Genomic DNA, 22591 nt, shown 5'->3' on the forward strand with positions numbered 1-22591 from the left:
CGGGATCCGACCCCGCATCACCAGCGCAGTTTGCGCCGCGCCAGCGCGGCCGCCAGTTGATCCATCGCCTGCTGTGCCTGTGCCTGCGGCAGATGGTGCAGGGTGAGTGCCACGTCGCCATGCGCACCGGCGGTATCCAGTTGCAGGCTGCTGGTGCCCAGCACCTTGTCCAGCGGTGAACGCTGCAGGCGCAGGCCCTGCACCTTGTCCAGCTCGGCCCAGCGCCACCAGCGTTTCCACCAGCCGCCGCGCACGGCCACATAGTGCTCGTCCAGATACCAGCCCATGCGTGCCATCTGCCGGTGTGCGACCAACAACGCGACCGGCAGCCAGGCCAGCACGACCAGGCCCCATGGGCCCCAGCGCCAGTACGCCGCGGCGGCCAGCAGCGGCACCAGCAGCAGCGCGCCCAGGCACAGCCGCCACCAGCCACGTTGCGGGATGGACTGCCATTGCGCCGGTGGCCAGTGCAGCTGGGGGAGCAGGTGCTGCACCAGTTGCGTGCAATGCTCGCGGGTTGCCAGCGGCGCCAGTTCGCGCAGGGCGCGGTCCTCATCACGCGAAGGGCCACCGGCGGCACTGTCGATGCGCAGCTGGCGCAGCCCGAACCAGCGCTGCAGGGTGCCTTCGCGCAGCGTCCAGGCCTGGATGCGGCGACGTGCCACGCTGCTGCGGGTGCGGCTGAGCATCCCGGCCGACACCGTCAGGCGGCGGTCCTGCTCGACGAGGGTGAAGCCGTGGTAACGCAACAGGGTCAGCACCACTGACAGCACGCGCAGCGCCAGCCAGCCCAGCAGCAGGGCCGCCGCCGCCAGCAGCAACGCGCCGGTCACGCCGGGATGCAGGTGGCTGGCATAGCCGAAGGCCTCGCGGCCGCCGCGCTGGATGGCGTCGTCCATCACCGGCCGCGGCACTGTCTGGAACAGGACGCCGAACGCGGCCACTGCCAGTGCCCAGCCGCGGTTGGAGAGCAGTCCCATGCGCACCACGTCCCAGCTGGACAGTCGCAGCAGTACGCGTTCGCTGTCGACGTCGGCAATGGGCGGCGCATCGACGGCGTCGTTGGCCTGCGGCGCCTGCCCGCGCTGGCGGACCAGCCGTTCCAGCGCCAGTGCCTGGTCCAGCTTCAGCACCCGCATCTCCGCTTCAGGGCGCACACCGCCGGCCGATTCCAGGCGCAGCTCGGCCACGCCGAACAGGCGGTGCAGCGGGTTCTGCCGCACTTCCACGTTGTGGATGCGGGCGAACGGGATCTCGCGGCGGTTGCGCGCCAACAGGCCACTGCGCACGGTGATCGCATCGCTGCCGATGCGGTAGCGGTAGCTGAGGTACTGCAGCACCGACACCAGGACCAGGGCGGCAATTGCCGTCAGCGGAATCAGCTGCGCCCACATCGGATCGCGGTCGCCGCGCTGGCCGAACACCAGCAGCGCGACCAGTGGCAGGAAGTAGTGGCGCAGCTGCATCAGCAGCACGAACAGCCACGACCACGGGTGCAGGCGGTGGTCCTCGGTACCGGCGGGCAGCGGTGCAGGCAGGGGCGGCGGCAGGCTCACAGGGCGTCGGCGTCCTGGTCGAGCTGGTGGGACAGGGTGTCGCGCAGGCGCTCGGCATCCGCCTCGTCCAGGCCGCTCACGGTCACCGCGCTCATGCGGGTGCCTGCGGTGTGCACGATCAGCGTGGCCAGGCCGGCACGGCGCTCCAGCGGGCCCCGGCGCAGATCGAGATGCTGCACTCGCGAAAGCGGGATGCGCGTTTCCAGCTGCCACATGAGGTCGCGGCGCAGGCCCAGGCCCTGTGCGTCCAGCCGCCAACGGGTGCGGACCAGGCGTCGACGGCCCAGCCACGCACCAAAAGCCACACCCATCAGCAGCCCGGCTGCAGCGGTCCACAGGCCACCGGGCAGATCGAAGAACCACGCCGCCGCCGCCAGTGGCAGGCCCGGGACGAACAGGCCGCCAAAGGCACCTTCCAGTGCGGCCAGGCGGGCTGCGCGTTGCGGCAGTGACTGCCAGTCGGTGGCGGGTGGTGCAGGAATCGTGGCGTCGGTCACGCGGGCTCCGTCAGGCAGCAGGGCGGGCGGTAGCGGCCGTGGCCGCACCGCGCAGACGGTAGCAGGTCGGCTGCGTTACTGGGCAGCCTGGATCAGCGCATCGACATCCAGCAGGTGGCCGGCACGGTCGGCCTTGGTGCGCAGGTAGTTCTCGTTCTCGGCAGTGATCTCGCCGGTGACCGGAATGCAGTCCAGCACTTCGATGCCGGCATTGCGCAGGCGCTGTGCCTTGGTCGGGTTGTTGCTGAGCAGGGCCACGCGCGAAATGCCCAGGCCATGCAGCATCGCCACTGCACTGCCGTAGCGGCGCTCGTCGGCACCGAAGCCCAGCTGTGCATCGGCATCGATGGTGTCCAGGCCGTCGTGCTGGTAGCCATAGGCGCGCATCTTGGCGGCGATGCCGGTGCCGCGGCCTTCCTGGTCCAGGTACAGCAGCACGCCACCACCCAGGTCCTTCAGCTTGCGCAGGCCACGCCGCAGCTGGTCGCCGCAGTCGCACTTGAGTGAACCGAACAGATCGCCGGTCAGGCACGAAGAATGCACGCGTACCGGCACCACTGCCGACAGGTCCGGCTCGCCGACGATGATCGCGACCTGGTCGCGCTGCGCCACGCCGCCGCGGAAGACTGCAAAGGTGGTCATGCCGACGTCGCGCAGCGGAACCGGCGAACGCGCCACCAGTTCGTAGTCGTGGGCCGCATGTGCTGCGCCTTCGGCCAGGTCGCACAGGGCCACCTCGGCCGCACCGTCGAAAGTGTGGTCATCGACGTCCAGGCGCACCGCGACCATCGCTGGCAGCAGCAGACCCAGGCGGGCAAGCTCCACCGCGCCGGCATCGAAGGCGTCGCCGGCGCTCCAGCTTTCGGGCATCGGCCCGGGTTCGCGCAGGTAGCCCAGCGAGGGCAGGGCCTCGAAGGCCACGCCGCTCAGCGGCAGGCGCGCGCCCTGTGGTGCCTCCACGCCGAGCACGCGGGCGCGGGTGGCGGTCAGGAACAGGTAATGGCGCTCGCGGGCGGCAGCGGCGAAGGCGGCGAAGCTGCTGGTCGTGGCGCTGTCCAGCGCGATCACCGCCAGGCGCTGGCCCTGGCCATCGTGGAGCAGCACCGGACGACCGGCGCGCAGTTCGGCCACCGCGCGTTCGCAGCGGATCGCGGCCGGATCGCCGAACAGGGAAGAAGCAGCAGGCATGGCAGGACCGGGGGAGGCGGACATCGCAGTCTCTATGGGGGCGCCGGCGTCGTATTCAACGTGGTGCGGCCAGTGGTCGCAGGCGGCCGTCAGTGGGGGTGTTCCTCAGTTGCGTACGGGTCTTCCTCGCTACTGCCCGGTGGCCGCAGCGTATAGCGCTTGTAGGTCCACTGGTACTGCGCCGGGTCGCGGCGGGCGATGCGTTCGATACCGGCGTTGAGGGCGGTGGCCGCCACCAGCGGGTCCGGATCGGCCACGGCCGGGTCGGTCGGCTCGATGTGCAGCGCGAACTCCATGTCCGGCCCGATGCGTTCGCACCAGCCATAGAGCACGGTGGCACCCGTGCGTTCGGCCAGCCGGTTGACCAGGGTCATGGTCAGCGCCTGCACGCCGAAGAACGGCACGAACACGCCATCGCCGGCCTTGGGCTGCTGGTCGGGCAGGATGCCGGTGGCGCCGCCGTCCTTGAGCACCTTGAACAGCTGACGCACGGCCGGGCCTTCGGCGCGCACCTGCTGTACGTTCTGGCCGCCGCGCACCAGCTGCAGGAAGGCATCGCTGGCCTCGTCCTCCGGCGGCTTGTAGACGATGGCGATCTGCCCGCGCGAGGCCAGCCACTGGTTCAGCAGCTCCCAGTTGCCGAAGTGCGGCGCGGCCACGATCACGCCCTTGCCGCTGGCCAGGGCGGCGTCGTACAGGGCCTCGCCATGGCGCTGCTTCAGGTGCCGGCGCAGGTTGTCGGCCGGCGCCTGGCTCCACAGCCGCAGGGTTTCGATGGCCTGCAGCGCGGTGGAGCGCAGCAGATCACGGTGCAGGCGGTCGCGCGCGGCGCCATCCAGCTCCGGGTAGGCCAGTTCCAGGTTGCGCCGGGTGACGCGGCTCTCACGGGCATTGAGGGCGATCCACGCCCACGCCAGGGCGCGCGCGAACGCCCGCAGCAGCGGCCAGGGCAGGCGGGCGAACAGGGTGGTGGCGCGGTAGACCAGCCGGGCTTTGCGTTGCGGATTCATCGGCGCCAGTTTAGCCAAGGGCGCTGCTATCGTGGCCGGCCCTGTTCATTGGAAGCCCACGATGCTCGTCCTGATTCAGCGTGTCAGCCAGGCCGCCGTCCATGTCGACGATGAGGCCGTGGGGCAGATCGGCCCTGGCCTGTTGGCCCTGGTCGGCATGGAGCCGGGCGATACCGAGGCCCAGTTGCGGCGGATGGCCGAGCGCCTGCTGGGCTACCGGGTATTCGCCGACGAGGCCGGGAAGATGAACCGCTCGCTGCGCGATACCGGCGGCGGCCTGCTGCTGGTCAGCCAGTTCACCCTGGCCGCCGACACCCGTTCGGGCATGCGGCCGAGCTTCACCACGGCCGCGCCGCCGGAAGAGGCTGAACGCGGGTTCAACCGTTTTGTTGAGATCTGTCGTGAAAATCACGCGCCAGGGGTGGAAACGGGCCGATTTGGTGCCCATATGGTCGTCAGCCTGGTCAATGACGGTCCCGTGACCTTCCTTCTCCGGCCCTGAGCCTGCGGGACCACCGCCCGGCAGGCAGGGCCTCGGGCTGGTATAATGCTACGTTCCCTATTTCTCCCTGCCGGTGGCGCGAGCACTACATGGCCAACGAACGTCCTGCCCAATCCGAAATCAAGCAACTGATCAGCAAGGGCCTGGAACAGGGCTACCTGACCTACGCCGAAGTCAATGACCATCTGCCGGACGACATGGTCGACCCGGAACAGATCGAAGACATCATCGGCATGATCAACGGCATGGGCATCGATGTCCATGAAGTTGCGCCGGATGTGGAAACCCTGCTTCTCAACGATGGCAACACCGGCAACCGCGAAGTCGATGACACCGCGGCTGAAGAAGCTGCCGCCGCGCTGAGCGCGCTCGACACCGAAGGTGGCCGTACCACCGACCCGGTGCGCATGTACATGCGCGAAATGGGCACCGTCGAGCTGCTGACCCGCGAAGGCGAAATCGCCATCGCCAAGCGCATCGAGGAAGGCCTTTCGCAGGTCCAGGCGGCCCTGGGCCAGTTCCCGGTTTCGGTCGAGTCGCTGCTGAACGACTACGAAGCCCACAAGGAAGGCAAGAAGCGCCTGGCCGAAGTGATCGTCGGCTTCAACGACCTGGTCGACGAAGAGCCGGCGCCGCCGGCGGTCGCTGCCGATGACAGCGCCGATGCGGACGCCGAAGGCGACGAGGACGAGGACGACGATGTCGACGGTGGCGATGAAGAAGCCGCACCGACCGGTCCGGATCCGGAGGAAGTCGCCGCGCGCATGCAGGCGCTGAGCGATGCCTTCAACGCCTTCAAGAAGGCCGCGACCAAGGGCGACAAGAAGAACCTGCCGCGCCTGCGCGAAGAAATGTCGGCGGTGTTCGTCACCCTGAAGCTGCCGCTGCCGCTGACCGACGTGCTGACCAAGCAGCTGCGCGACACCATGGCATCGATCAAGGCCCATGAGCGCCGCGTGCTGAACCTGGCTACCGTTACCGCCCGCATGCCGCGCAAGGACTTCATCCGTTCCTGGGAAGGCAACCAGACCAACCTGGAGTGGGTGGAAGACGCACTGAAGCGCAAGCAGAAGTGGTCCTCGGCGCTGCGCGAAGTGAAGGACCAGATCATTGCCGAACAGCAGGCGACGATCGACATCGAGACGCTGACCCAGCTGGACCTGGAAGAGCTGAAGGAAATCAGCCGTGCCATGGCCTACGGTGAAGCCAAGGCGCGCAAGGCCAAGAAGGAAATGGTCGAGGCCAACCTGCGCCTGGTCATCTCCATCGCCAAGAAGTACACCAACCGTGGCCTGCAGTTCCTCGACCTGATCCAGGAAGGCAACATCGGCCTGATGAAGGCCGTGGACAAGTTCGAGTACCGCCGCGGTTACAAGTTCTCGACCTACGCCACCTGGTGGATCCGCCAGGCGATCACCCGCTCGATCGCCGACCAGGCGCGCACCATCCGTATTCCGGTGCACATGATCGAGACGATCAACAAGTTGAACCGCATTTCCCGCCAGATGCTCCAGCAGTACGGCCGCGAGGCTACGCCGGAGGAGCTGGCCAAGGAAATGGACATGCCGGAAGACAAGATCCGCAAGGTGATGAAGATCGCCAAGGAGCCGATCTCGATGGAAACCCCGATCGGCGACGACGAGGATTCCCATCTGGGCGACTTCATCGAGGACACCAACGTGGAGTCCCCGATCGAGAACACCACCAACATCAATCTGTCTGAAACCGTGCGCGACGTGCTGGCCGGCCTCACCCCGAGGGAAGCCAAGGTGCTGCGCATGCGCTTCGGCATCGACATGAACACCGACCACACGCTGGAAGAGGTCGGCAAGCAGTTCGACGTGACCCGCGAGCGCATCCGCCAGATCGAAGCGAAGGCCCTGCGCAAGCTGCGTCACCCGAGCCGCTCGGAGCAGCTGCGCAGCTTCCTGGATATCGATTGATTTCCAGCGGCTGTTGAAGCGTTGAGAGAAACCCCGCCTGGTGCGGGGTTTTTCTTTTTGGGGGGTGTGTGCTTTCTGTAGAGTCGAGCCAGCTGCTGTTTGCGATGACGTATCCAGCAGGTCTTCTCAACGGCTGCGCGTTTGCGCCGCTACTGCATTGGGAAGATGTGATGCGCGACGAGCGCGAGGATTCACTGGGATTTGCCCGAAGAGCGACGCTGGCATTGCTGACGCAGTCTGGTGCTGGATTATTTGCTGGCTTCGGCGGCGGACAACCAGAAGGGGCTGGAAGAGACCAGGAGGACTGTGGCGCTGTTCCACGCGCACCTGCGGCGGCAGGTCTGGTTTGCGGAAGTGGCGGAGAAGCGGTTGGGGCATGTGGCTGAGGCTCTTGCTGCTGCCGGGTAGCCGATCGAGCGCGGCCTCCACTACACTGTGACGCTGCGCCGGGCCTATAGCTCAACGGTTAGAGCAGGGGACTCATAATCCCTTGGTTCCAGGTTCGAATCCTGGTGGGCCCACCAACCGACCTCGCCTGACCGGTCGCAGGTCTCATCGCTCCCCAACGCGACCTGCAGCGTCGGTACCATCTGATCCGCACACAGGGATCGACCATGGCCAGCACCGATACCCCGGTGGAAGACTTCACCAACGAAATCGAAGACAGCCGGCACCTGTTTGCCTGGTGCCTGGTCCACTATGGACAGGTGCCCGAGGCGCTGGCACTTGAACAGGCACGCCAACGCTATCCCGACCAGAGCCCCGGCCGCGATTACGAACACGCGCTGATCTTCCACGACGAGCCCTGGCATTGGGCGATGCTGCAGGTGGCGGGGGAAGGTTATTGGCACCGGCGCCCGGAACTGGCGCAGCCATCGCTGGACTATGAAGCCGAATCGGACGCACTGTGCCTGGCCCGCGGTGAGCGGGTCCCACTGCTGGATGAAGACGAGTACCTTGGCGCGCTCGCGCATGCGCGCCACATGCGTGCATGGACGCTGGTCCATCAGACAGGTCGTTCGCCGGATGAAGCGCGCCAGGAGGCGCTTGGCCACTACGCGTATCATCCGCGCCATCATCGCGGTCGATTTCAGGTTCATGATCCGCGTGATGGCTGGCGTCATGTGATGAGCGTATTGCATGGCAACGATTACTGGGCGCGACCAGAGTTGCAGGAACCGCCAGAGGCCTATTGGAGCGAGTCCCGCGCCTTTGTTTCGGCGCAGGGAATCCGCTTGCCGGACCCTCCGGGCTGAGGCCTGCTCGGCCGGCGAAGGCGCAGCACCGTCGATCACCGCACTCTGTGCCGAATGACACATGCCCCGCCATTTCTGCTGGCGGGAAGATGGCGGCATCCCGAAGTGGAGTGATCTGATGCCTGGTACGCTCAGTCGTCGCGCCTTCCTGGCCAATGTCGCGGCTGTTCCGGCGGCCACGCTCATGCCCACCGGTGTTGCCACGGCGGCGCAGCCCACCGTCACCACCGGGAACCTGATCGAAGCGGAGCGCAGCGTGATCCGCTCGGCCATGCAAGGCAGCGGCATCGGTGCCGCTGCCGTCTGCCTGGTCGAAGGCGGGCAGGTGCGCTGGCTCGAGGGCTTCGGGTACGCGTCGGGTCACGGTAGTGCAGCAGTAGACGCCAGTACGATGTTCAGCATCCAGTCCACCTCGAAGAATTTCGCGGCGGTGGCGGTGCTGTTGGCCGTGCAGGACGGCATCCTTGATCTGGATGCGCCCATTACCCGCTATCTGCCGTCGTTCACGGTGCGCAGTCGCTTCGAGCATTCCCCGCAGGAGCGCATCACCCTGCGCCTGCTGCTTGCCAACCGCGCGGGATTCACGCACGAGGCGCCGCTGGGCAACAATTACGAACCGGCGTCACCGGGCTTTGATGCGCACGTCCGCAGCATCTCGCAGACATGGCTGCGCTTTCCGGTGGGTACGCGCTATCGCTATTCCAACCTGGGCTTCGACCTTGCCGGTCATGTCCTTGAGCAGGTTGCGGGCATTGGCTATCCGGCCTGGCTGCAACGCCGGATCTTCGAGCCGCTGGGAATGCACGACAGTACGGCCGATGCGTCGGTCTACCTGGCAAGCAGGGGTCGGGCACTGGGAACCCAGGAGGGCTATGCGCAGGTGCCGCCAGTGACACCGCTGGTGGTGTCGGGAGGCGTCTGGACCAGTGCCGCCGACATGGCGAAGTATCTTGGCTTCCTGCTCGGTGGCGGCCAAACCGGCGCGCAGCAGCTGCTCGAGCCCCATCTCTGGGACGAGATGCATGGCTTCGGCCTGGGCGGTGACTACGGGCTCGGCGTAATGCGCAGCGAACGGCTCTACGGCAGTACGCCGGTGCGGCTGCTTCACCATCGCGGCGGAGGCTTCGGATTCGGGTGCGTGTTCACCTACTGCAGGCAGGCCAACGCTGGATTCGCCGCGATGTTCAACCGCGCGACGTCCGCGGGGTACGGCATCGGCGAGCGTCTGATCGATCAGCTGCTGTCGGCGCGTTTCGGGCCCCGCCAGCCGCGTGTGCCGCTATCGTCCCTGGCGCCGATCAGGTTGAACCAGGACCAGATGCAGCGGATGGCGGGAGACTGGATAGGGCGCAGCGGCAAGGCGAAGATCGTGGTTGCCGGAAGCGGTGAACTGCAACTGCATCGTGGGGCGCAAGCCGTGGGCAGACGGTTTGCGGCCATCGACGGCGACCAGCTGTTCACCGCGGACACCGATGGAGAGGTTGCGACGTACCGTCACCATGCGGCGACGGAGAGGCTGCCGGCGCACCTGGAATGTACGAACGGCGAGGATAGCCTGGACCAGAACGATCCCATCGATGGGTCCACCGGGCCGCACGCGCCCCATTGGCAACCCTGGCTGGGGCGCTATCGCATCGACCAATGGGGAAAACCGTCGATGTCCGTTGTGCTGGAGCAGCGACAGGGCTGGCTGTACATCGATGGCATCCGCCTGGTCACTGAAGTGGAGCCAGGCCTGCTGTTCACCAGCGATGGCGAAGCGGTGGATTTCCGCAGCTCCCAGCCGACATGGCGCAACCTGCGTCTGCAGCGCGTCCAGCCCGTGGGCCAGGGATGACGGCGGCATGCCGCGTGCTCATCCGCGCCGCCCACGCCCATCGATGCTGTAGCGCCCCGCCCCGGTGCAGGCCAGCAGCAGGAAGCCACCGGCCAGCCCCAGGTTCTTCAGGAACATGATCTGCTGGGTGGGGTCGCCAACGTTGTGGTGGAAGATGAAGGCGGTGACCAGGCTGAAGCCTGCCAGCACGATCGATACCAGCCGGGTCTGGAAGCCCAGCAGGATGCACAGGCCGCTGCCGATCTCAAAGGCGATGGTAGGCCACAGCAGGATGCCGGGTACCCCCATCGCTTCCATGTAGCCCTGGGTACCGCTGAGGTCGCCGAGCTTGCCGATGCCGGACACCAGGAACAGTGCCATCAGCAGGATGCGCGCAAGCAGGTAGGCGAGCGAATGCGATGAGTTGCTCACGTCGAAGTCCTCGGAGATGGCTGCCGAAGGCGATCGGAGCCCACCGGCAGTGAAGCCCGTGTCTACGTACCGGGCAAGGCGGCTTGACAGCTGGCCGGCCGCAGGACACCTTTCCACCATGACGATCGATATTGAATCGCTCAGCCTTCGGGAGCTGGGCGCCTTGGTGGTTGCCGCTGAACAGCGGAGACAGCTCATTTCCAGCCGCCGTCCGGCCAGCGCGGTGCGGCGGATGTTGAAGGCTGCCGCGGCCGAAGCCGGCTACACCCTCGAAGAACTCTTCGGTGGCGAAGCCTCGGAAACACCTGCGCCCGCCCGCAAACCCACCCGCCGTAAATCCGGCAAAGTCGCGCCCAAGTATCGCGACCCGGAATACAAGCGCCTGACCTGGACCGGTCGCGGGCGCATGCCGCGCTGGTTGGCGTCCAAGGTGTCGATGGGCCACAAGGCCACCGATTTCCTGATTCCTGGCTTGGCCAGGCCGACCGCTGGCAAGACCAGCACCATCGGCAAGCGGACTGTCATCAAGAAGGGATGAGGCTGCAGCACTGCTACCCTGCCCGGGTCTTTCAACCAAGGAGCACCGGATGGCACACGAGGGTGGCATGACGATCACGCCGAAAGTCCTGTACACAGCCGCAGGCGTGGCCGTGCTGGTCAGCCTGTTGGCCTGGGCGGTGGAGTGGAGCGGGATGGCCTATGTCTGCCCATACTGCCGCGTACAACGCACTGTCATCGGTGTGCTGGGCGTGCTGACATTGTTCGCGCGGCCGGGGAGCCTCATCGTGCCCTGGTTGTCGTACACAGCGGGCGGCTTCGCGTTCGTGGTTGCAGCGATGCAGCACTTCAACGGCTGGAAGCGCATTTCCGCCGGTGATTTCAGTTTCAACGCGCAGTGGTACATCGACCCGTGGCTGCTGTCAGGCGGCGCGATGCTGATCCTGGTAGCGCAGCTGATGCTGGTGCAGGCTGCCTGCCGGCGCAGCCTGCGCTGAGTGTTTCCACCCATGGCGTGGAACTACCCGTTCTGGAATACCGCCAACTGCGCAGCAAACGCGCGCTGATAGGCGGGACGCTGCGTCGCCCGTGCCACATAGGCCACCAGCAGCGGGTACTCGTCGAGCAGGCCACTGCTCTTCAGGCGCAGCAGCACCGAGACCATCATCAGGTCGCCCACGCTGAACCCGCCGTCCAGCCACGCCGCCGCGCCCAACCACGCGGACAGTTGTGAGAGACGCATCCGCACGCGCTCGTCCAGCATCACCAATCGCCGTGCATACCAGGGCTGTTCGCGCTCCAGCACCCAGGCCATCGAGCGCTCGACGATGGGTGGCTCCACCGTATTCAACGCGGCGAACACCCACATGACTGCGCGCATGCGCGCATCCGGACCGACGGGGAGCAGGCCGGCATGCTGTTCGGCCAGGTGCAGGACGATCGCGCCGGATTCGAACAGGACCTGGTCGCCCTCCTGCCAGGTGGGAATCTGTCCGAAGGGATTCCGCGCCAGGTGGGCAGGTTGCTTCATTTCGGCGAAGGTCAGCAGCTGCACGTCATAGGGCACGCCCAGTTCCTCCAGCGCCCAGCGCACGCGCATGTCACGGGCCAGGCCCTGGCCGCGGTCGGGGGAGGTGGCAAAGGCGGTGAGGATGGGGGACATCGCGGCGCTCCTGCAGGCGGGAAGGCCTGGCTCTTCTGTTCCGACGAACGACGAGGGCGGAAATCGACATCCCTCGATGCGCTCTTCACCCCGCCCGATGCAGTTTCCGGTACTGGTCCGGCGTGCAGTGCGCGTGCCGCTTGAACATCTCTGCGAAGGCGCTGACGCCGGAGTAGCCCAGCTCCTCGGCAATCCGGCTGATCGGCCGGCGTGTGCACAGCGCTTCGGTGGCGCGCACGAACTTAACCCGACCGCGCCAGTCACCAAGTGACATGCCCAGCTCGCTGCGTGCCATGCGCTCCAGCTTGCGTACGCTCATGTGGTGCCGCTGCGCGATATCGGCGACCGACTCGGCTGCGGACAGGTGCTTCTCGATGTACGCCATCACCTGTTTCAGGGCATCGCTGCTGGCGATCGGCAGGAAGCTGGGCAGCACTGCGGCATTGAGGATCTGGTCGATCACCACGGCGGCCATGCGCCGCTGGGCCGGCGTCCGCGGATCGGTCACGCCCTGTCGCGCCAGCTCGTGCAGCAGCTCGCGCAGCAATGGGCTGACTTCCAGCGCACTGCAACGCTCGGGCAGGCGGCGTGACAACGCCGGCGACAGGTAGGCCGAGCGATAGGCCAACCGCGACCGGTTGCGCGAATAGTGGGGCATTCCCGGTGGGATCCAGATCGCGTAATGGGGCGGGGACACCATCCACTCGCCGTCGATCTTCATCTCCATCACCCCTTGTGCGACGAAGTTGAACTGGCCCCAAGGATGGCTGTGCGTGCCCCAGTCGGTGGGCTCCATCGCACCCTGCCGGAAGTAGACCGGACCGGGCAGCTGGCGGAAGGTGGGGATGGGCTCCATCGGTTGCCGCAACCCGGGGTCGGAGTGACGCATTTTCAGGATGTCCTCGATATGCGCCAAGCGTACGCTGGCCATTCCCCCACGTACACCCACGCTCTTGAACTACCTCTTCCCAATCCTTGCCTGCCTGCTGTGGGGCGCGAATACCATCGTGACCAAGCTGGCCTCGGGCGCGGTCGGTCCCATCGATATTGGTTTCTTCCGCTGGCTGGTGGCGGCCATTGTCCTGTTGCCCTTCGCGCTGCCGCGGCTGCGCAACAACCTGCAGACCGTGCGTGCCAACCTTGGCCGCTTCCTGCTGCTGGGGTGCCTGGGCGGGGTGATGTACCAGTGCCTTGCGTACTATGCGGCGCACTTCACCTCGGCCACCAACATGGGCGTGATCCAGGCATTGATTCCACTGCTCGCATTGGCGTTGTCACGCGTGTTCATGGGCCATCCGGTGCGCGGTACCTCCATTGCCGGTGCGGTGATTTCCACTGTCGGGGTGGCGGCGGTGGTCTCGCAGGGCGACCTGGCACGACTGGCCGCTCAGGGCGTGAACCGCGGTGATGCGATCATGCTGATCGGTGCGTTGGCCTTTGCCGCCTACAACGTGCTGATGCAGCGCTGGAAGATCCCGCTGACGGTGCTGGAATCGTTGTTCCTGCAAGCCACCGCCGCGTCGCTGATCCTGTTGCCGGCGCAGCTGCTGGTCGGTACCGGGGTGAACAATCTCACTGCGGTCGGTTGCATCGGGTTTGCGGCAGTATGCGCGTCGATCCTGGCCCCACTGACCTGGATGACCGGATTGTCACGGTTGGGCGCAGCGCGTGTCTCCGGCTTCTTCAACCTGGTGCCGATCGTGACCGCCGCACTGGCCGTGCTGCTGCTGGGTGAATCGCTCAGTGGCTGGGTACTGGCAGGGGGCGTGCTGGCGGTATCCGGTGTGGTCTTCGCCGAGTACGCAGCGAAGCGCGCGACGATGGCGAGTGGGGGCGAAGCGTCCTGACGCGGTCGGGCCGGACCCGCGCGGACCTCAGCCGTGGCGTGTCGTCCCGCACAGCGCCTGCTCCACCTCCTGCTCCAGCGCGTCGGCGTCGTAGCCGCGCTTGCCCTGCAGGCTCAGGTACAGCGACAGCGGGTCCACGCGGTCACCGCTACCGGTGAAGGCAGGCGGATACGACCATATCTGCAACGTTCCGCTGCGCGTGCAGTCGGGGCCGGCTGCAGGCAGTGCCCCCAGCTTCCGCCAGGCATCGATGTACAGGGCGCGCGTGATGCCGTGGTCTTTCGACGGCACCGCAAGCATTGCTTCCGTCCCTGCCTGGGGGGCGGATTGAGCATGTCGGGCCAGAACGTCGGCGACCTGTTCCCAGCAGACCTCCACTTCCTTCAGCACGGGGGAGCGCAGGAACGGCTGCGCTCTCGCCCAGACTTCGCCGCGGCTGCCGGCGAGTCTCAGGAAGCGTTCGCGTCCGCCGGTGGAGCGTTCGGCCAGTCCGCGACCGACCAGTTCAGCGGAGAGCCTCGACGCGGTCATCGAGGTGTATCCGGCAGCACGGCTGACCTCACGCGGCGACCACCAGCGTGCCTGGCCGGACAGGAGTACGTGGATGAGCACGGCCTGCGCCGAAGGCAGCAGCGAAATCGCCTTCTTCTCGTGGTCGGGCGCATCGCGGAACTCGATCGCCAGGCTGGGGGCGTACAGCTGGTTGTGCGGTACCACGAAGTCGATATGGTTCTCGACCAGGAACCTGCGCTGGGTGGGGGTGAGGTACGGCGAGACATACAGCACCATGGCCTTTGCCGCTGAGCGCAGCACTTTCACATCCTGGATGACGCGGCTGCTGGATTCGCCCGGGACGCGTGGAACTGCCAGCATCGCCGGCGTTTCACCATAGAGGGTCAGCTCGGCGATGTGATAGCGCGAGGCCATGATCTGCGGAATGAAGCGTGCCGCAGCCACGGGGCCGACCACCGAGGCCAGGCCGGGCAGGATCCGGCGCAGGTAGCGCTGCGCATCCATGACCAGATCGGTCAAGCCACTGTGTACTGCCGTTGTCATCGCTTGCTTCCCTTGGACCAGCCTCATCCCCGCAGCGGGGAGGGGGTGGTCCATCGCATTCAGTGGTGAATCCGGAGAGGTCGGGCGAGGTGGATGCCGCGCGGGCGATCCTCGCTTGCCTGCTCCATCTGCTGCCGTTGCGCCAGTGTTGCCGGGGATGTTGGAGATTGGGTCGAAGTAGCGTGGAGATTGGGTGGAGGTTGTGTGCGGCGTGGCCGGCGGAACTCCCCTTCCGCCGGCCACGTGCACGGACGCTACGGTCAGAAGCGCTGCGAGTACTTCACGTACACCGTGCGGCCGATATCGAAGCCGCCGTAGTAGGGGAAGGAACTCTGCGGCTTGGAGAACATGATCGGGCCGCGATGGTCGAACACATTGTTCGAGCCCACTGCCACGGTGCCATCCCAGGGCAGCCTGTAGCTGACCTGGATGTCGTGGAACGCGTTCGAGCCGACCCTGCGCACGGCATCCGGTTCGCCGTTGGCGATGCGTTCGGGCGCGGTGCAGGGCCGGTTTGGCATGCAGCCTTCCATCATCCCGGAGTAGTAGCGCACCGTGTACTGGGCCGAGAGGTTGCCCAGCTGCCAGTTGACGCCGATATTGGACCGCAGGCGGAACACCCCCGGGCGTCCAATACGACCGTCCATGATGGTGTCACCTGCCGAGTTCTGCTTCTCCTCGTCGTACTTGGAGACGTAGCTGTTCTGCAGGTCAAGGGTGAAGCGACCGAACGCGTACTCCGGCAGGCGGTAGCGGATGCCCAGGTCCCAGCCCTCGGTCTTCATCGCGCCGAGGTTGGTCAGGCCGTAGAACATGCTGGTGATGTGGCCATCAGCGGCACGCTTGACGCTGCCGCAGCGCGAGGCATTGCCCAGCACGTAGCAGTCACGGAGGATGCGATCGACGTTGTCCTCGATGATCATGTTGGTGATCTTGTAGCTGTACCAGTCCAGGTTGATGTCCAGACCGTTGACCCAGCGCGGGCTCCAGACCACACCGACGGTCTTGCTCTTGGACTCTTCCGGGCGCAGGTTCGGGTTCGAGCCCGTGGTGAACTCGTTCGGGGTCGCGCACGGGTAGCTGGTGCAGGGCTTCAGGCCCTGGGCCAGCTGCTCGTAGCCACGCGGAACACCGGCGGCGTTGCAGGCCGCGTTGCCGTTGACGCTGTTGGTGGCGCCGATGCCGCAGGGGTCCACGTAGGTTTCGAAGCTGGTGCCCAGGCCGCCATACAGGTCGGAGATGCTGGGAGCACGGAAGCCCTCGGCGAAGGTGCCGCGCACCATCAGCTCCTCGACCGGGCGCCAGGCGAAGCTGGCCTTGCTGTTGGTGGTGCTGCCGAAGTTGCTGTAGTCGGAATAGCGTGCCGCAACGTTGACGGTCAGCTCCTTGGCGAACGGAAGGTCACGCAGCACCGGCACATTCACTTCGGCGAAGACTTCATTGAGGCTATAACCGCCTGCAGTGGTCTGTGCCCCCAGTGCAGTGCTCTGGCGCGACTGGGCAAAGGCGTCGGGAACGTAGCGACCTTCTTCCTTGCGGTACTGGTAGCCCATTGCCACCGAGAGCTCGCCCGCCGGCAGTTCCAGCACCGGGCCGGAGATGTTGGCGAAGTAGCTTCGGGTCTTGGTGACGCCGGTATCGGTGAACGTGGGAAACAGGAAGCGCTGCAGTTCCGGGTCGGCAAGCGAGCCGGCGCCAGCAACGCCGTACGGCAGCAGCGGATTCCAGGCCAGGCAGCCGGCGATCGGTGCACCTGCGCTGCCACAGCGTGCTACACCGTTGCCATCAACAAAGGACTGTCCCAGCGCTTGGCGCGAGGCGATCAGGCTCATGTCACCACGGCCGGTCTTGGTCACCTCGTTGCGGTTGAACAGCGCGCCCACCTCCCAGTCGAACGTTTTGCTGGCCAGTTCGAAGTAGCCCGACAGCGTCGGTGCCACGCGCAGCGACTTCAGCTTGCTTTCGGTCGTGCGCGGAAGCTCCCACAGGCGGCGGTTGAAGGCGATGTCATGGCCGACCGGGTTGAACGCACTGTTGCCGGCCAGAGGCGTCCCGAACTTGGTCGATTCGTAGGGGTAGCCGGCAATCTGCTGGTCCGAGATGCGCTCGTTGTAGCCGATATCGGTGGTGAAGGTGATCTGGTCACTCAGTGCATAGTCGGAGCTGAGGAACAGCGACCGGCGCTCGATGCCGGTCTGCACATGCATCTGCTCGTTGCCGTTGGAATACTCGGCCGGCGTGATCGGATGGTAATCGTTCGGGTTCTTCGGGTCGCCACCACGATTGAGTGTCTTGAACACGGAATTTCCGGTGGCACAGTCGTAAAGCGCCGGGTCACACCAGGAGCCGTTCTGGCTGAGGTCGCTCCAGCCCGCGCGCGGATAACCCGGCCCCGAACCACCATGCTTGGAGAACCAGCGGTCGCGGGCGAACACCGGGTCGGCCTTCTGGTATTCCAGGGCCAAGGTGTAGCCACCTCGCTCGCCGCGCGCGCCGGTAACGAGCGAGAACGTGCTGTCCTTGCCGTCGCCCTGGCTGAACTGGCCATGCTGCGCCGAAAGCTCCAGCCCCTCGACGCTCTTGCGGGTAATGATGTTGATGACACCGGCGATGGCGTCGGATCCGTAGAGCACCGAGGCGCCATCCTTGAGCACGTCGATGCGCTCGACCGCGCTCATTGGAATCTGGCTCAGGTCCTGCAGGCCGCTGGTGCTGGCGCCCAGGCGCTTGCCGTTCACCAGCACCAGGGTGCGGGTGGCGCCGAGGTTGCGGATGTTTGCGTAGCTGCCGCCGACGTCTTCGCCGGACGACAGCGTGCGCGAACGTGAGAGCGCTGGTGCGCCGGCCGACGTGAGGTTCTGCAGGACGTCGGCGATGGTGGTGAAGCCCTGCTGCTCGATCATCTTGCGCGAGATGGCAAGCACCGGCTGCTGGGTTTCCACATCCACGCTGCGTATCGCCGATCCCGTCACCTGGATGCGGTCCAGGTTCTTCGGAGACTTCGCAGCATCGTCCTGTGCATTGGCAGCCGGCGAGAAAACGGCAACCAACACGGCGCCGATCCCTGCCGAAAGCAGAGTGTATTTGTAGTGCATTGTTTCTCTCTCCAAATCCGTTGTGTGGTCGCAATGCGCGCGGCGCTACGACCGGTCTGCATTCCGTTACCCGGAATCGAGAGGAACCTAACATCCCGCTCACATTTGAACTGCGTTATGGACGCGTTATCTTCGCGCGCCCTTGGCCGCTGTCCTGCACGGGGAGTGCACGTCGCGTCGACGTTGTGCAATGTCGTTTCGCTTCAGTCTGGCAGCTCCTTTCCCGGCATACACAGGAGGCCGCCGATGAATACGCCTGGCAAGCCGAAACCCAGCTGGAAGCAATGGCATGTGCTGCTGGTGATTCTGGCGATTGCGCTGCTGATCAGTGTGATCATCGTCATCGCGCCATGGTGAGGCAGGCATCGCACGCTTGTTTTCCGTGAACATTCGATGATGCCGGCAATGAAGAAGTCAGCACGTGTTCCGCATGGTGATGTGTACATCAATTCGTACTCACCCGGCCGGCACACGAGGACGATGATAGTGAGGTCGAAGGCAGTGCCGACGCGCTGCCATTCTCCACTGACTTTCGAGCACACAGGAGCGACGCCATGAGCACCCAGTCCACCATCGAACATCGCCTCAACGACCTGATCGAGATCGCCCGTGATGGCAAGTCCTTCTATGAGGAAGCCGCAACGAAGGTAAAGGATGCCGAACTGTCGGCACTGTTCACCCGTATCGCCGGGGTCAAGGCGCGGATCGTCGCGGCGCTCAGCGGTTCGGTTGCCGCCAGCGGCGGCAAGCCGGCCGAGCACGGCACCATGGTCGGTTCGATGCAGCAGTTCTACGGCAAGGTGCGCGCCGCGTTTGGTGATACCAACTACGGCTACGTGGCCGAACTGGAAGAATCCGAAGACCGCCTGCTGGGCGCGTTCAAGGATGTGCTGCAGGACAACGATCTGCCGCCCGCGGTGCGCCAGGAAGTGACCCAGCTGCTGCCGGATGTGCAGGAGTGCCACAACGTCATGCGGGCACGCAAGCACGCCATGAAGGCTGCCTGACGTCCCGCGCCGGGCGGCCGATCGCGGCCGTCGAGCCCCGGAGGCGCGTCATGGCCCGGGAACCTTCGCAGCCCGGCAGGGCTGCGAAGGACCGGGCGTCCGGCCCCGTTCCCATGGTTATACTTGGCCGAGTCCAGGGAACAGGCGCGGCATGACGAAGGGGGCTTCGTCCAGCATCAACGTCAATCGCCAACCGGATGCAGTCGCGTCCGGCTTTGTGCGTGTGCGCGGTTTGCTGTGATGTGCGCTTCGCCGGTCTTTCCGTTGCCTGATCCTGGTTGTCCCATCGCCATCCATTGCGAACAGGCCCACTGACGATGCGTCGAGTCAATGCACTTTCCGCGATGATGTTGCTGGGCACGGTTGTGGGAAGTGCGGGGGCGCAGTCCTACAGCAAGACCAACGTCATCACCTATCACGATGATCTGTCGAAGTGGGTGCTTGGCCAGGTCCGGACGTCGGTCAACCAGGACACGGGCCGGACCGAGTCCCAGGTGGATTATGACCCGGCCACCGCGAAGCCCCAGCGGATCCATGCCTTCGGCCAGCTCCAGCAGACCATTCACTACAACAGCGACGGTACCGTTCGCGCCGTGGTGGATGGGCGTGGCAATACGGTGAGCCTGTCCGGCTGGAAGCGCGGCATCCCCGGGAACATCCAGTATGCGGATGGTTCGACCCAGTCTGCCGGCGTGGATGACAATGGCTGGATACGCTGGATCACCGATGGCCGGGGCAACACCACGCGTTACGACTACGACGCGATGGGGCGCATGTCGCTGGTCGACTACCCCGACGGCGATACGGTGGACTGGGCGTCCACCACGACACAGTTTGCCCAGGTGGGCGGCGCCGAGTACGGCATTCCTGCCGGTCATTGGCGGCAGACGGTCAGCACCGGCAATGCGCGCAAGGTCACCTACTACGATGCGCTGTGGCGCCCATTGCTGGTGCGCGAGTACGACGCGGGCAATGAAGCCGGCACGCAGCGGGCCTCGGTGACCGCCTATGACACGGAGGGGCGGGTCACCTTCCAGTCCTATCCTGTCGCGGGGGTCGGTACGGTCCAGGACGCCGGAACTGGCGTCCGTACGACGTACGACGCACTTGGGCGGGTGGTCCAGGTCAGCCAGGATTCCGAGATTGGCGCGCTGGTCAGCACAACCGAGTACCTGCCGGGGCGGCGCGTGCGCACGACCAATGCCAGGGGTATCCCGACCGTCGTGACCTACACCGGTGCAGATGCCGCGAAGCTTGACTGGCCGGTACGTATCGAACTGGCAGAGGGAGCCGTGCTGGATATCCCGCGGGACGTCTTCGGCAAGCCGACGTCGATCACCCGCAGGGCCAGCAATGGCTCGGTGACGTCGACCCGGCGCTATGTCTACGATGCGGCGCAGCGGTTGTGCAAGACGATCGAACCGGAAACCGGCGCCACCGTAATTGACTACGACGCCGCATCGAACCCGGTTGGAAGCGCGCAGGGGTTGGACCTGTCCGATGCAGGCAACTGCAACCAGGACATTGCCGCGGCGAGCGGGCGCCGGGTGGTGCGTTCCTATGACGCACGCAACCGGCTCGCATCACTGCAGTTCCCCGACGGCAATGGCAACCAGCGCTGGAGCTACTGGCCCGATGGCCTGGTCAAGCAGGTCACCACGTTGAACGCCGGGGTGGAGACGCACAACAGCTATGCGTACAACCGTCGCGGGCTGCTCATCGGTGAGGTGCAGAGCCCCACCGATGGCGAAGCGCTGGCGATGGGGTATGCCTACGACGCACTGGGCAACCTGTCCGCGCATCGCTATCCCTCCGGCAACGTGGTCGCGTATGCGCCCAACGCGCTGGGACAGGCCGGGCAGGCGGGCTCCTACGCCGCCGGCGTGGTCTATTACCCCAACGGGGCGATTCGTCAGTTCACCTATGGCAACGGTATTGTCCACACGATGGTGCAGAACGCGCGCCAGTTGCCGGATGAAAGCCAGGACACGCTTGGCGCAACCCGGATCCTCAGCGACGGCTACGACTACGATGCGGTCGGCAATGTGATGGCAATCACTGACGGTGCCACCGGCCGCAACCAGCGTGGCAACCGCAATCTGGGCTATGACGCGCTGGATCGGCTCGTTTCGGCTTCCTCGCCCATGTTCGGCTCGGCGAGCTACAGCTATGACGCGTTGGACAACCTCACGCGGGTGACGATTCTCGGCCGTGACCATCACTACTGCTATGACAACGCCTGGCGCTTGACCAACGTGAAGATCAACGGGTGCGGAGGGTCAACCGTGGTCGGCCTGGCCTACGATGCGCAGGGCAATCTGCGGGCGAAGAACGGACAGCCGTTCGCCTTCGACTTCGGCAACCGGCTGCGTGCGGCGGCAGGTTCCGAGAGCTACCGTTACGACGCTGACGGTCGCCGCACACAGACAGATTCATCGTTCGGACGGATCACCTCGATGTACGACCACGCCGGCGTCCTCCGCTACCAGGCGAGCGAGCGCGAGGACAAACGGACCGATTACATCACGCTGGGCGGAAGCCTGGTCGCCAAGGCAGCGGTGCCGATGCGGCGTTCGCCGGCCGCGAAGGACTTCGTTGGGTGGTCGCCTGTGGCCTCTGCCGTCCGCTACGTCGTCGAGGAAAGCGTGGACGGGGTGACCTGGACCACGGTCTACGAAGGCAACGCCGCGAACTGGACGTCGGCCGCACGCCCTGCCACCAGCTATGCGTATCGCGTGCTTGCCTGTGGCGCCACGGGGAGCTGCACGCCGGTGTCCGATGTCTCGCATGTCCAGCGTCCGCAGGGTGACATCGTGCCCCTGCTGTACCAGCTGCTGCTGGGCTGAGCGTAGCGGACCGCACGGGCCGCAGTGCACCGTCAACCGGTTGTTCATGACAGGGGAAGGAAGAACATGGCTGGAGTACGTGCTGTATCGCGCCCGCGTGGCGCCATCGGCGGCAAGGTCCTGCTGGCGGTGGTGGCAGTGCTGGGAACTGGCTTGGCCTCAACGGCAAATGCTGAGCCTTACAATCTGGAAGGCCATCGGATCGTATCCGTCGCAACCGGCTGGGGCGGGGAAGGGTTCTACCTGGTGACGCAAGGTGTGCTTCCAGCGGGCTCGGATTGTGGGGGTGGCAATCGCTTCATTCTCCTCAATGATCATCCGATGCAGAGGGAGATGGTCTCGATGCTGCTCATCGCCTGGCAGAACAAGCTGCGTGTCGGATTGCGTGTCGACGGCTGCACCTCCGGAGTAATGCAGCTGAGGGCCGTGACGATGCCTGAGGCCTGATGTCTGAATCCACAGGGGAACTACATGATGATGAGTGACGCGACGCCGGGCTTCCGCAGGAGGTTGGGAGCGGGGCTGGCCTTGACGTTGGCCTTGTGCCTGTCTGCACCACTGAAGGCGGAGCCAACCAGCGATCAGATGACGATTCTGTCGCTGCGGCCGTACATGGACGGCCCGGCGGGAATTGTGTACGTCCATGTTTCGAGTACGGCCTTCTGCAATACCGATACCTTTGCAATCGACATGTCCCGGCCGGGAGCCAAGGAAGCCTACGCGGCGGCGTTGGCAGCGCTGACATCGGGGAAGAATGTCCGGCTCGAGGCGTTCAACTCCACCGGGTGCAATGGCTGGGCGACCCGGCTCCAGTCGATCTTCATTCACGCGTAACGCTCCACGGATGGATCCAGGACGCGATGATCCTGGGGTATCGCGC

General features: G+C 65.6%; 20 protein-coding genes and 1 tRNA gene. 12 read left to right on the top strand and 9 right to left on the bottom strand.

Annotated elements, in window-relative coordinates; translation table 11 throughout:
- Window positions 1-17: 17 nt before the first annotated feature.
- The 4 genes from AC5P6S_RS13020 to AC5P6S_RS13035 all read right to left on the bottom strand — a co-directional run bounded on the left by AC5P6S_RS13020 (window position 18) and on the right by AC5P6S_RS13035 (window position 4251).
- The gene (locus tag AC5P6S_RS13020) at window positions 18-1556 is read right to left on the bottom strand and encodes a PH domain-containing protein (protein WP_049402286.1); all 1539 of its coding nucleotides are present in this window, start codon (window positions 1554-1556) and stop codon (window positions 18-20) included.
- The gene (locus tag AC5P6S_RS13025; protein WP_005411183.1) at window positions 1553-2053 is read right to left on the bottom strand and encodes a PH domain-containing protein; all 501 of its coding nucleotides are present in this window, start codon (window positions 2051-2053) and stop codon (window positions 1553-1555) included. Before AC5P6S_RS13025 ends, AC5P6S_RS13020 begins: the two co-directional genes overlap by 4 nt.
- A gap of 75 nt (window positions 2054-2128) precedes the next feature.
- Window positions 2129-3265 (bottom strand): GTP cyclohydrolase II RibA, encoded by a 1137-nt coding sequence (gene ribA / locus AC5P6S_RS13030; protein ID WP_099484463.1) that lies wholly within the window; start codon window positions 3263-3265, stop codon window positions 2129-2131.
- Window positions 3266-3330: 65 nt separating this feature from the next.
- Window positions 3331-4251 (bottom strand): lauroyl acyltransferase, encoded by a 921-nt coding sequence (locus AC5P6S_RS13035; protein ID WP_059035534.1) that lies wholly within the window; start codon window positions 4249-4251, stop codon window positions 3331-3333.
- A 61-nt stretch (window positions 4252-4312) separates the two neighbouring features.
- On the opposite strand from AC5P6S_RS13035, the gene dtd reads away from it, so the two are divergent.
- The 5 genes from dtd to AC5P6S_RS13060 all read left to right on the top strand — a co-directional run bounded on the left by dtd (window position 4313) and on the right by AC5P6S_RS13060 (window position 9789).
- Window positions 4313-4753, top strand: coding sequence for a D-aminoacyl-tRNA deacylase (gene dtd / locus AC5P6S_RS13040; RefSeq protein ID WP_005411180.1), 441 nt, complete (start codon window positions 4313-4315; stop codon window positions 4751-4753).
- A gap of 89 nt (window positions 4754-4842) precedes the next feature.
- The gene (rpoD, locus tag AC5P6S_RS13045) at window positions 4843-6696 is read left to right on the top strand and encodes an RNA polymerase sigma factor RpoD (protein ID WP_005411179.1); all 1854 of its coding nucleotides are present in this window, start codon (window positions 4843-4845) and stop codon (window positions 6694-6696) included.
- Between the two features lie 448 nt (window positions 6697-7144).
- Window positions 7145-7220, top strand: a tRNA-Ile gene (locus tag AC5P6S_RS13050).
- A 90-nt stretch (window positions 7221-7310) separates the two neighbouring features.
- Entirely contained in the window at window positions 7311-7952 is a 642-nt protein-coding gene (locus AC5P6S_RS13055) for a hypothetical protein (protein WP_049396420.1), read from the top strand.
- A 61-nt stretch (window positions 7953-8013) separates the two neighbouring features.
- Window positions 8014-9789 (top strand): serine hydrolase domain-containing protein, encoded by a 1776-nt coding sequence (locus tag AC5P6S_RS13060; RefSeq protein ID WP_495204632.1) that lies wholly within the window; start codon window positions 8014-8016, stop codon window positions 9787-9789.
- An 18-nt stretch (window positions 9790-9807) separates the two neighbouring features.
- Here AC5P6S_RS13060 and AC5P6S_RS13065 read toward each other — a convergent pair whose 3' ends face one another.
- Window positions 9808-10200, bottom strand: a complete 393-nt coding sequence (locus tag AC5P6S_RS13065; RefSeq protein WP_005411176.1) for a DoxX family protein — start codon at window positions 10198-10200, stop codon at window positions 9808-9810.
- 118 nt (window positions 10201-10318) lie between these two features.
- Between AC5P6S_RS13065 and AC5P6S_RS13070 the strand changes: the two genes are divergently transcribed.
- Both AC5P6S_RS13070 and AC5P6S_RS13075 read left to right on the top strand, forming a co-directional pair.
- A complete protein-coding gene (locus AC5P6S_RS13070) occupies window positions 10319-10738 on the top strand; it encodes an H-NS histone family protein (RefSeq protein ID WP_099561662.1) in 420 nt (139 codons plus the stop codon).
- A gap of 49 nt (window positions 10739-10787) precedes the next feature.
- Window positions 10788-11195, top strand: coding sequence for a hypothetical protein (locus AC5P6S_RS13075; protein WP_005411174.1), 408 nt, complete (start codon window positions 10788-10790; stop codon window positions 11193-11195).
- 23 nt (window positions 11196-11218) lie between these two features.
- Here AC5P6S_RS13075 and AC5P6S_RS13080 read toward each other — a convergent pair whose 3' ends face one another.
- Together AC5P6S_RS13080 and AC5P6S_RS13085 are read right to left on the bottom strand one after the other, a co-directional pair.
- On the bottom strand, window positions 11219-11860 hold the full coding sequence (locus AC5P6S_RS13080; protein ID WP_024957910.1) for a glutathione S-transferase family protein: 642 nt from the start codon (window positions 11858-11860) through the stop codon (window positions 11219-11221).
- A gap of 85 nt (window positions 11861-11945) precedes the next feature.
- Window positions 11946-12749, bottom strand: coding sequence for an AraC family transcriptional regulator (locus tag AC5P6S_RS13085; RefSeq protein ID WP_043034601.1), 804 nt, complete (start codon window positions 12747-12749; stop codon window positions 11946-11948).
- A 7-nt stretch (window positions 12750-12756) separates the two neighbouring features.
- On the opposite strand from AC5P6S_RS13085, the gene AC5P6S_RS13090 reads away from it, so the two are divergent.
- A complete protein-coding gene (locus AC5P6S_RS13090; protein WP_171956622.1) occupies window positions 12757-13707 on the top strand; it encodes a DMT family transporter in 951 nt (316 codons plus the stop codon).
- A 27-nt stretch (window positions 13708-13734) separates the two neighbouring features.
- On the opposite strand, the gene AC5P6S_RS13095 is transcribed toward AC5P6S_RS13090, so the two are convergent.
- Both AC5P6S_RS13095 and AC5P6S_RS13100 read right to left on the bottom strand, forming a co-directional pair.
- Window positions 13735-14763 (bottom strand): hypothetical protein, encoded by a 1029-nt coding sequence (locus tag AC5P6S_RS13095; protein WP_164172944.1) that lies wholly within the window; start codon window positions 14761-14763, stop codon window positions 13735-13737.
- 260 nt (window positions 14764-15023) lie between these two features.
- Complete coding sequence (locus tag AC5P6S_RS13100; protein ID WP_109337002.1) at window positions 15024-17858, bottom strand: TonB-dependent receptor; 2835 nt, start codon at window positions 17856-17858, stop codon at window positions 15024-15026.
- A gap of 554 nt (window positions 17859-18412) precedes the next feature.
- Between AC5P6S_RS13100 and AC5P6S_RS13105 the strand changes: the two genes are divergently transcribed.
- The 4 genes from AC5P6S_RS13105 to AC5P6S_RS13120 all read left to right on the top strand — a co-directional run bounded on the left by AC5P6S_RS13105 (window position 18413) and on the right by AC5P6S_RS13120 (window position 22545).
- Window positions 18413-18865: a PA2169 family four-helix-bundle protein gene (locus AC5P6S_RS13105; protein WP_005411167.1), complete on the top strand. Its 453-nt coding sequence runs from the start codon at window positions 18413-18415 to the stop codon at window positions 18863-18865.
- Between the two features lie 344 nt (window positions 18866-19209).
- Complete coding sequence (locus tag AC5P6S_RS13110; RefSeq protein WP_227415272.1) at window positions 19210-21711, top strand: RHS repeat domain-containing protein; 2502 nt, start codon at window positions 19210-19212, stop codon at window positions 21709-21711.
- A 66-nt stretch (window positions 21712-21777) separates the two neighbouring features.
- On the top strand, window positions 21778-22158 hold the full coding sequence (locus tag AC5P6S_RS13115) for a hypothetical protein (protein WP_005411165.1): 381 nt from the start codon (window positions 21778-21780) through the stop codon (window positions 22156-22158).
- A 30-nt stretch (window positions 22159-22188) separates the two neighbouring features.
- Window positions 22189-22545, top strand: a complete 357-nt coding sequence (locus AC5P6S_RS13120; RefSeq protein ID WP_225792032.1) for a hypothetical protein — start codon at window positions 22189-22191, stop codon at window positions 22543-22545.
- Window positions 22546-22591: the final 46 nt, after the last annotated feature.

The organism is Stenotrophomonas sp. YJH_SMC_119 (assembly GCF_059368315.1).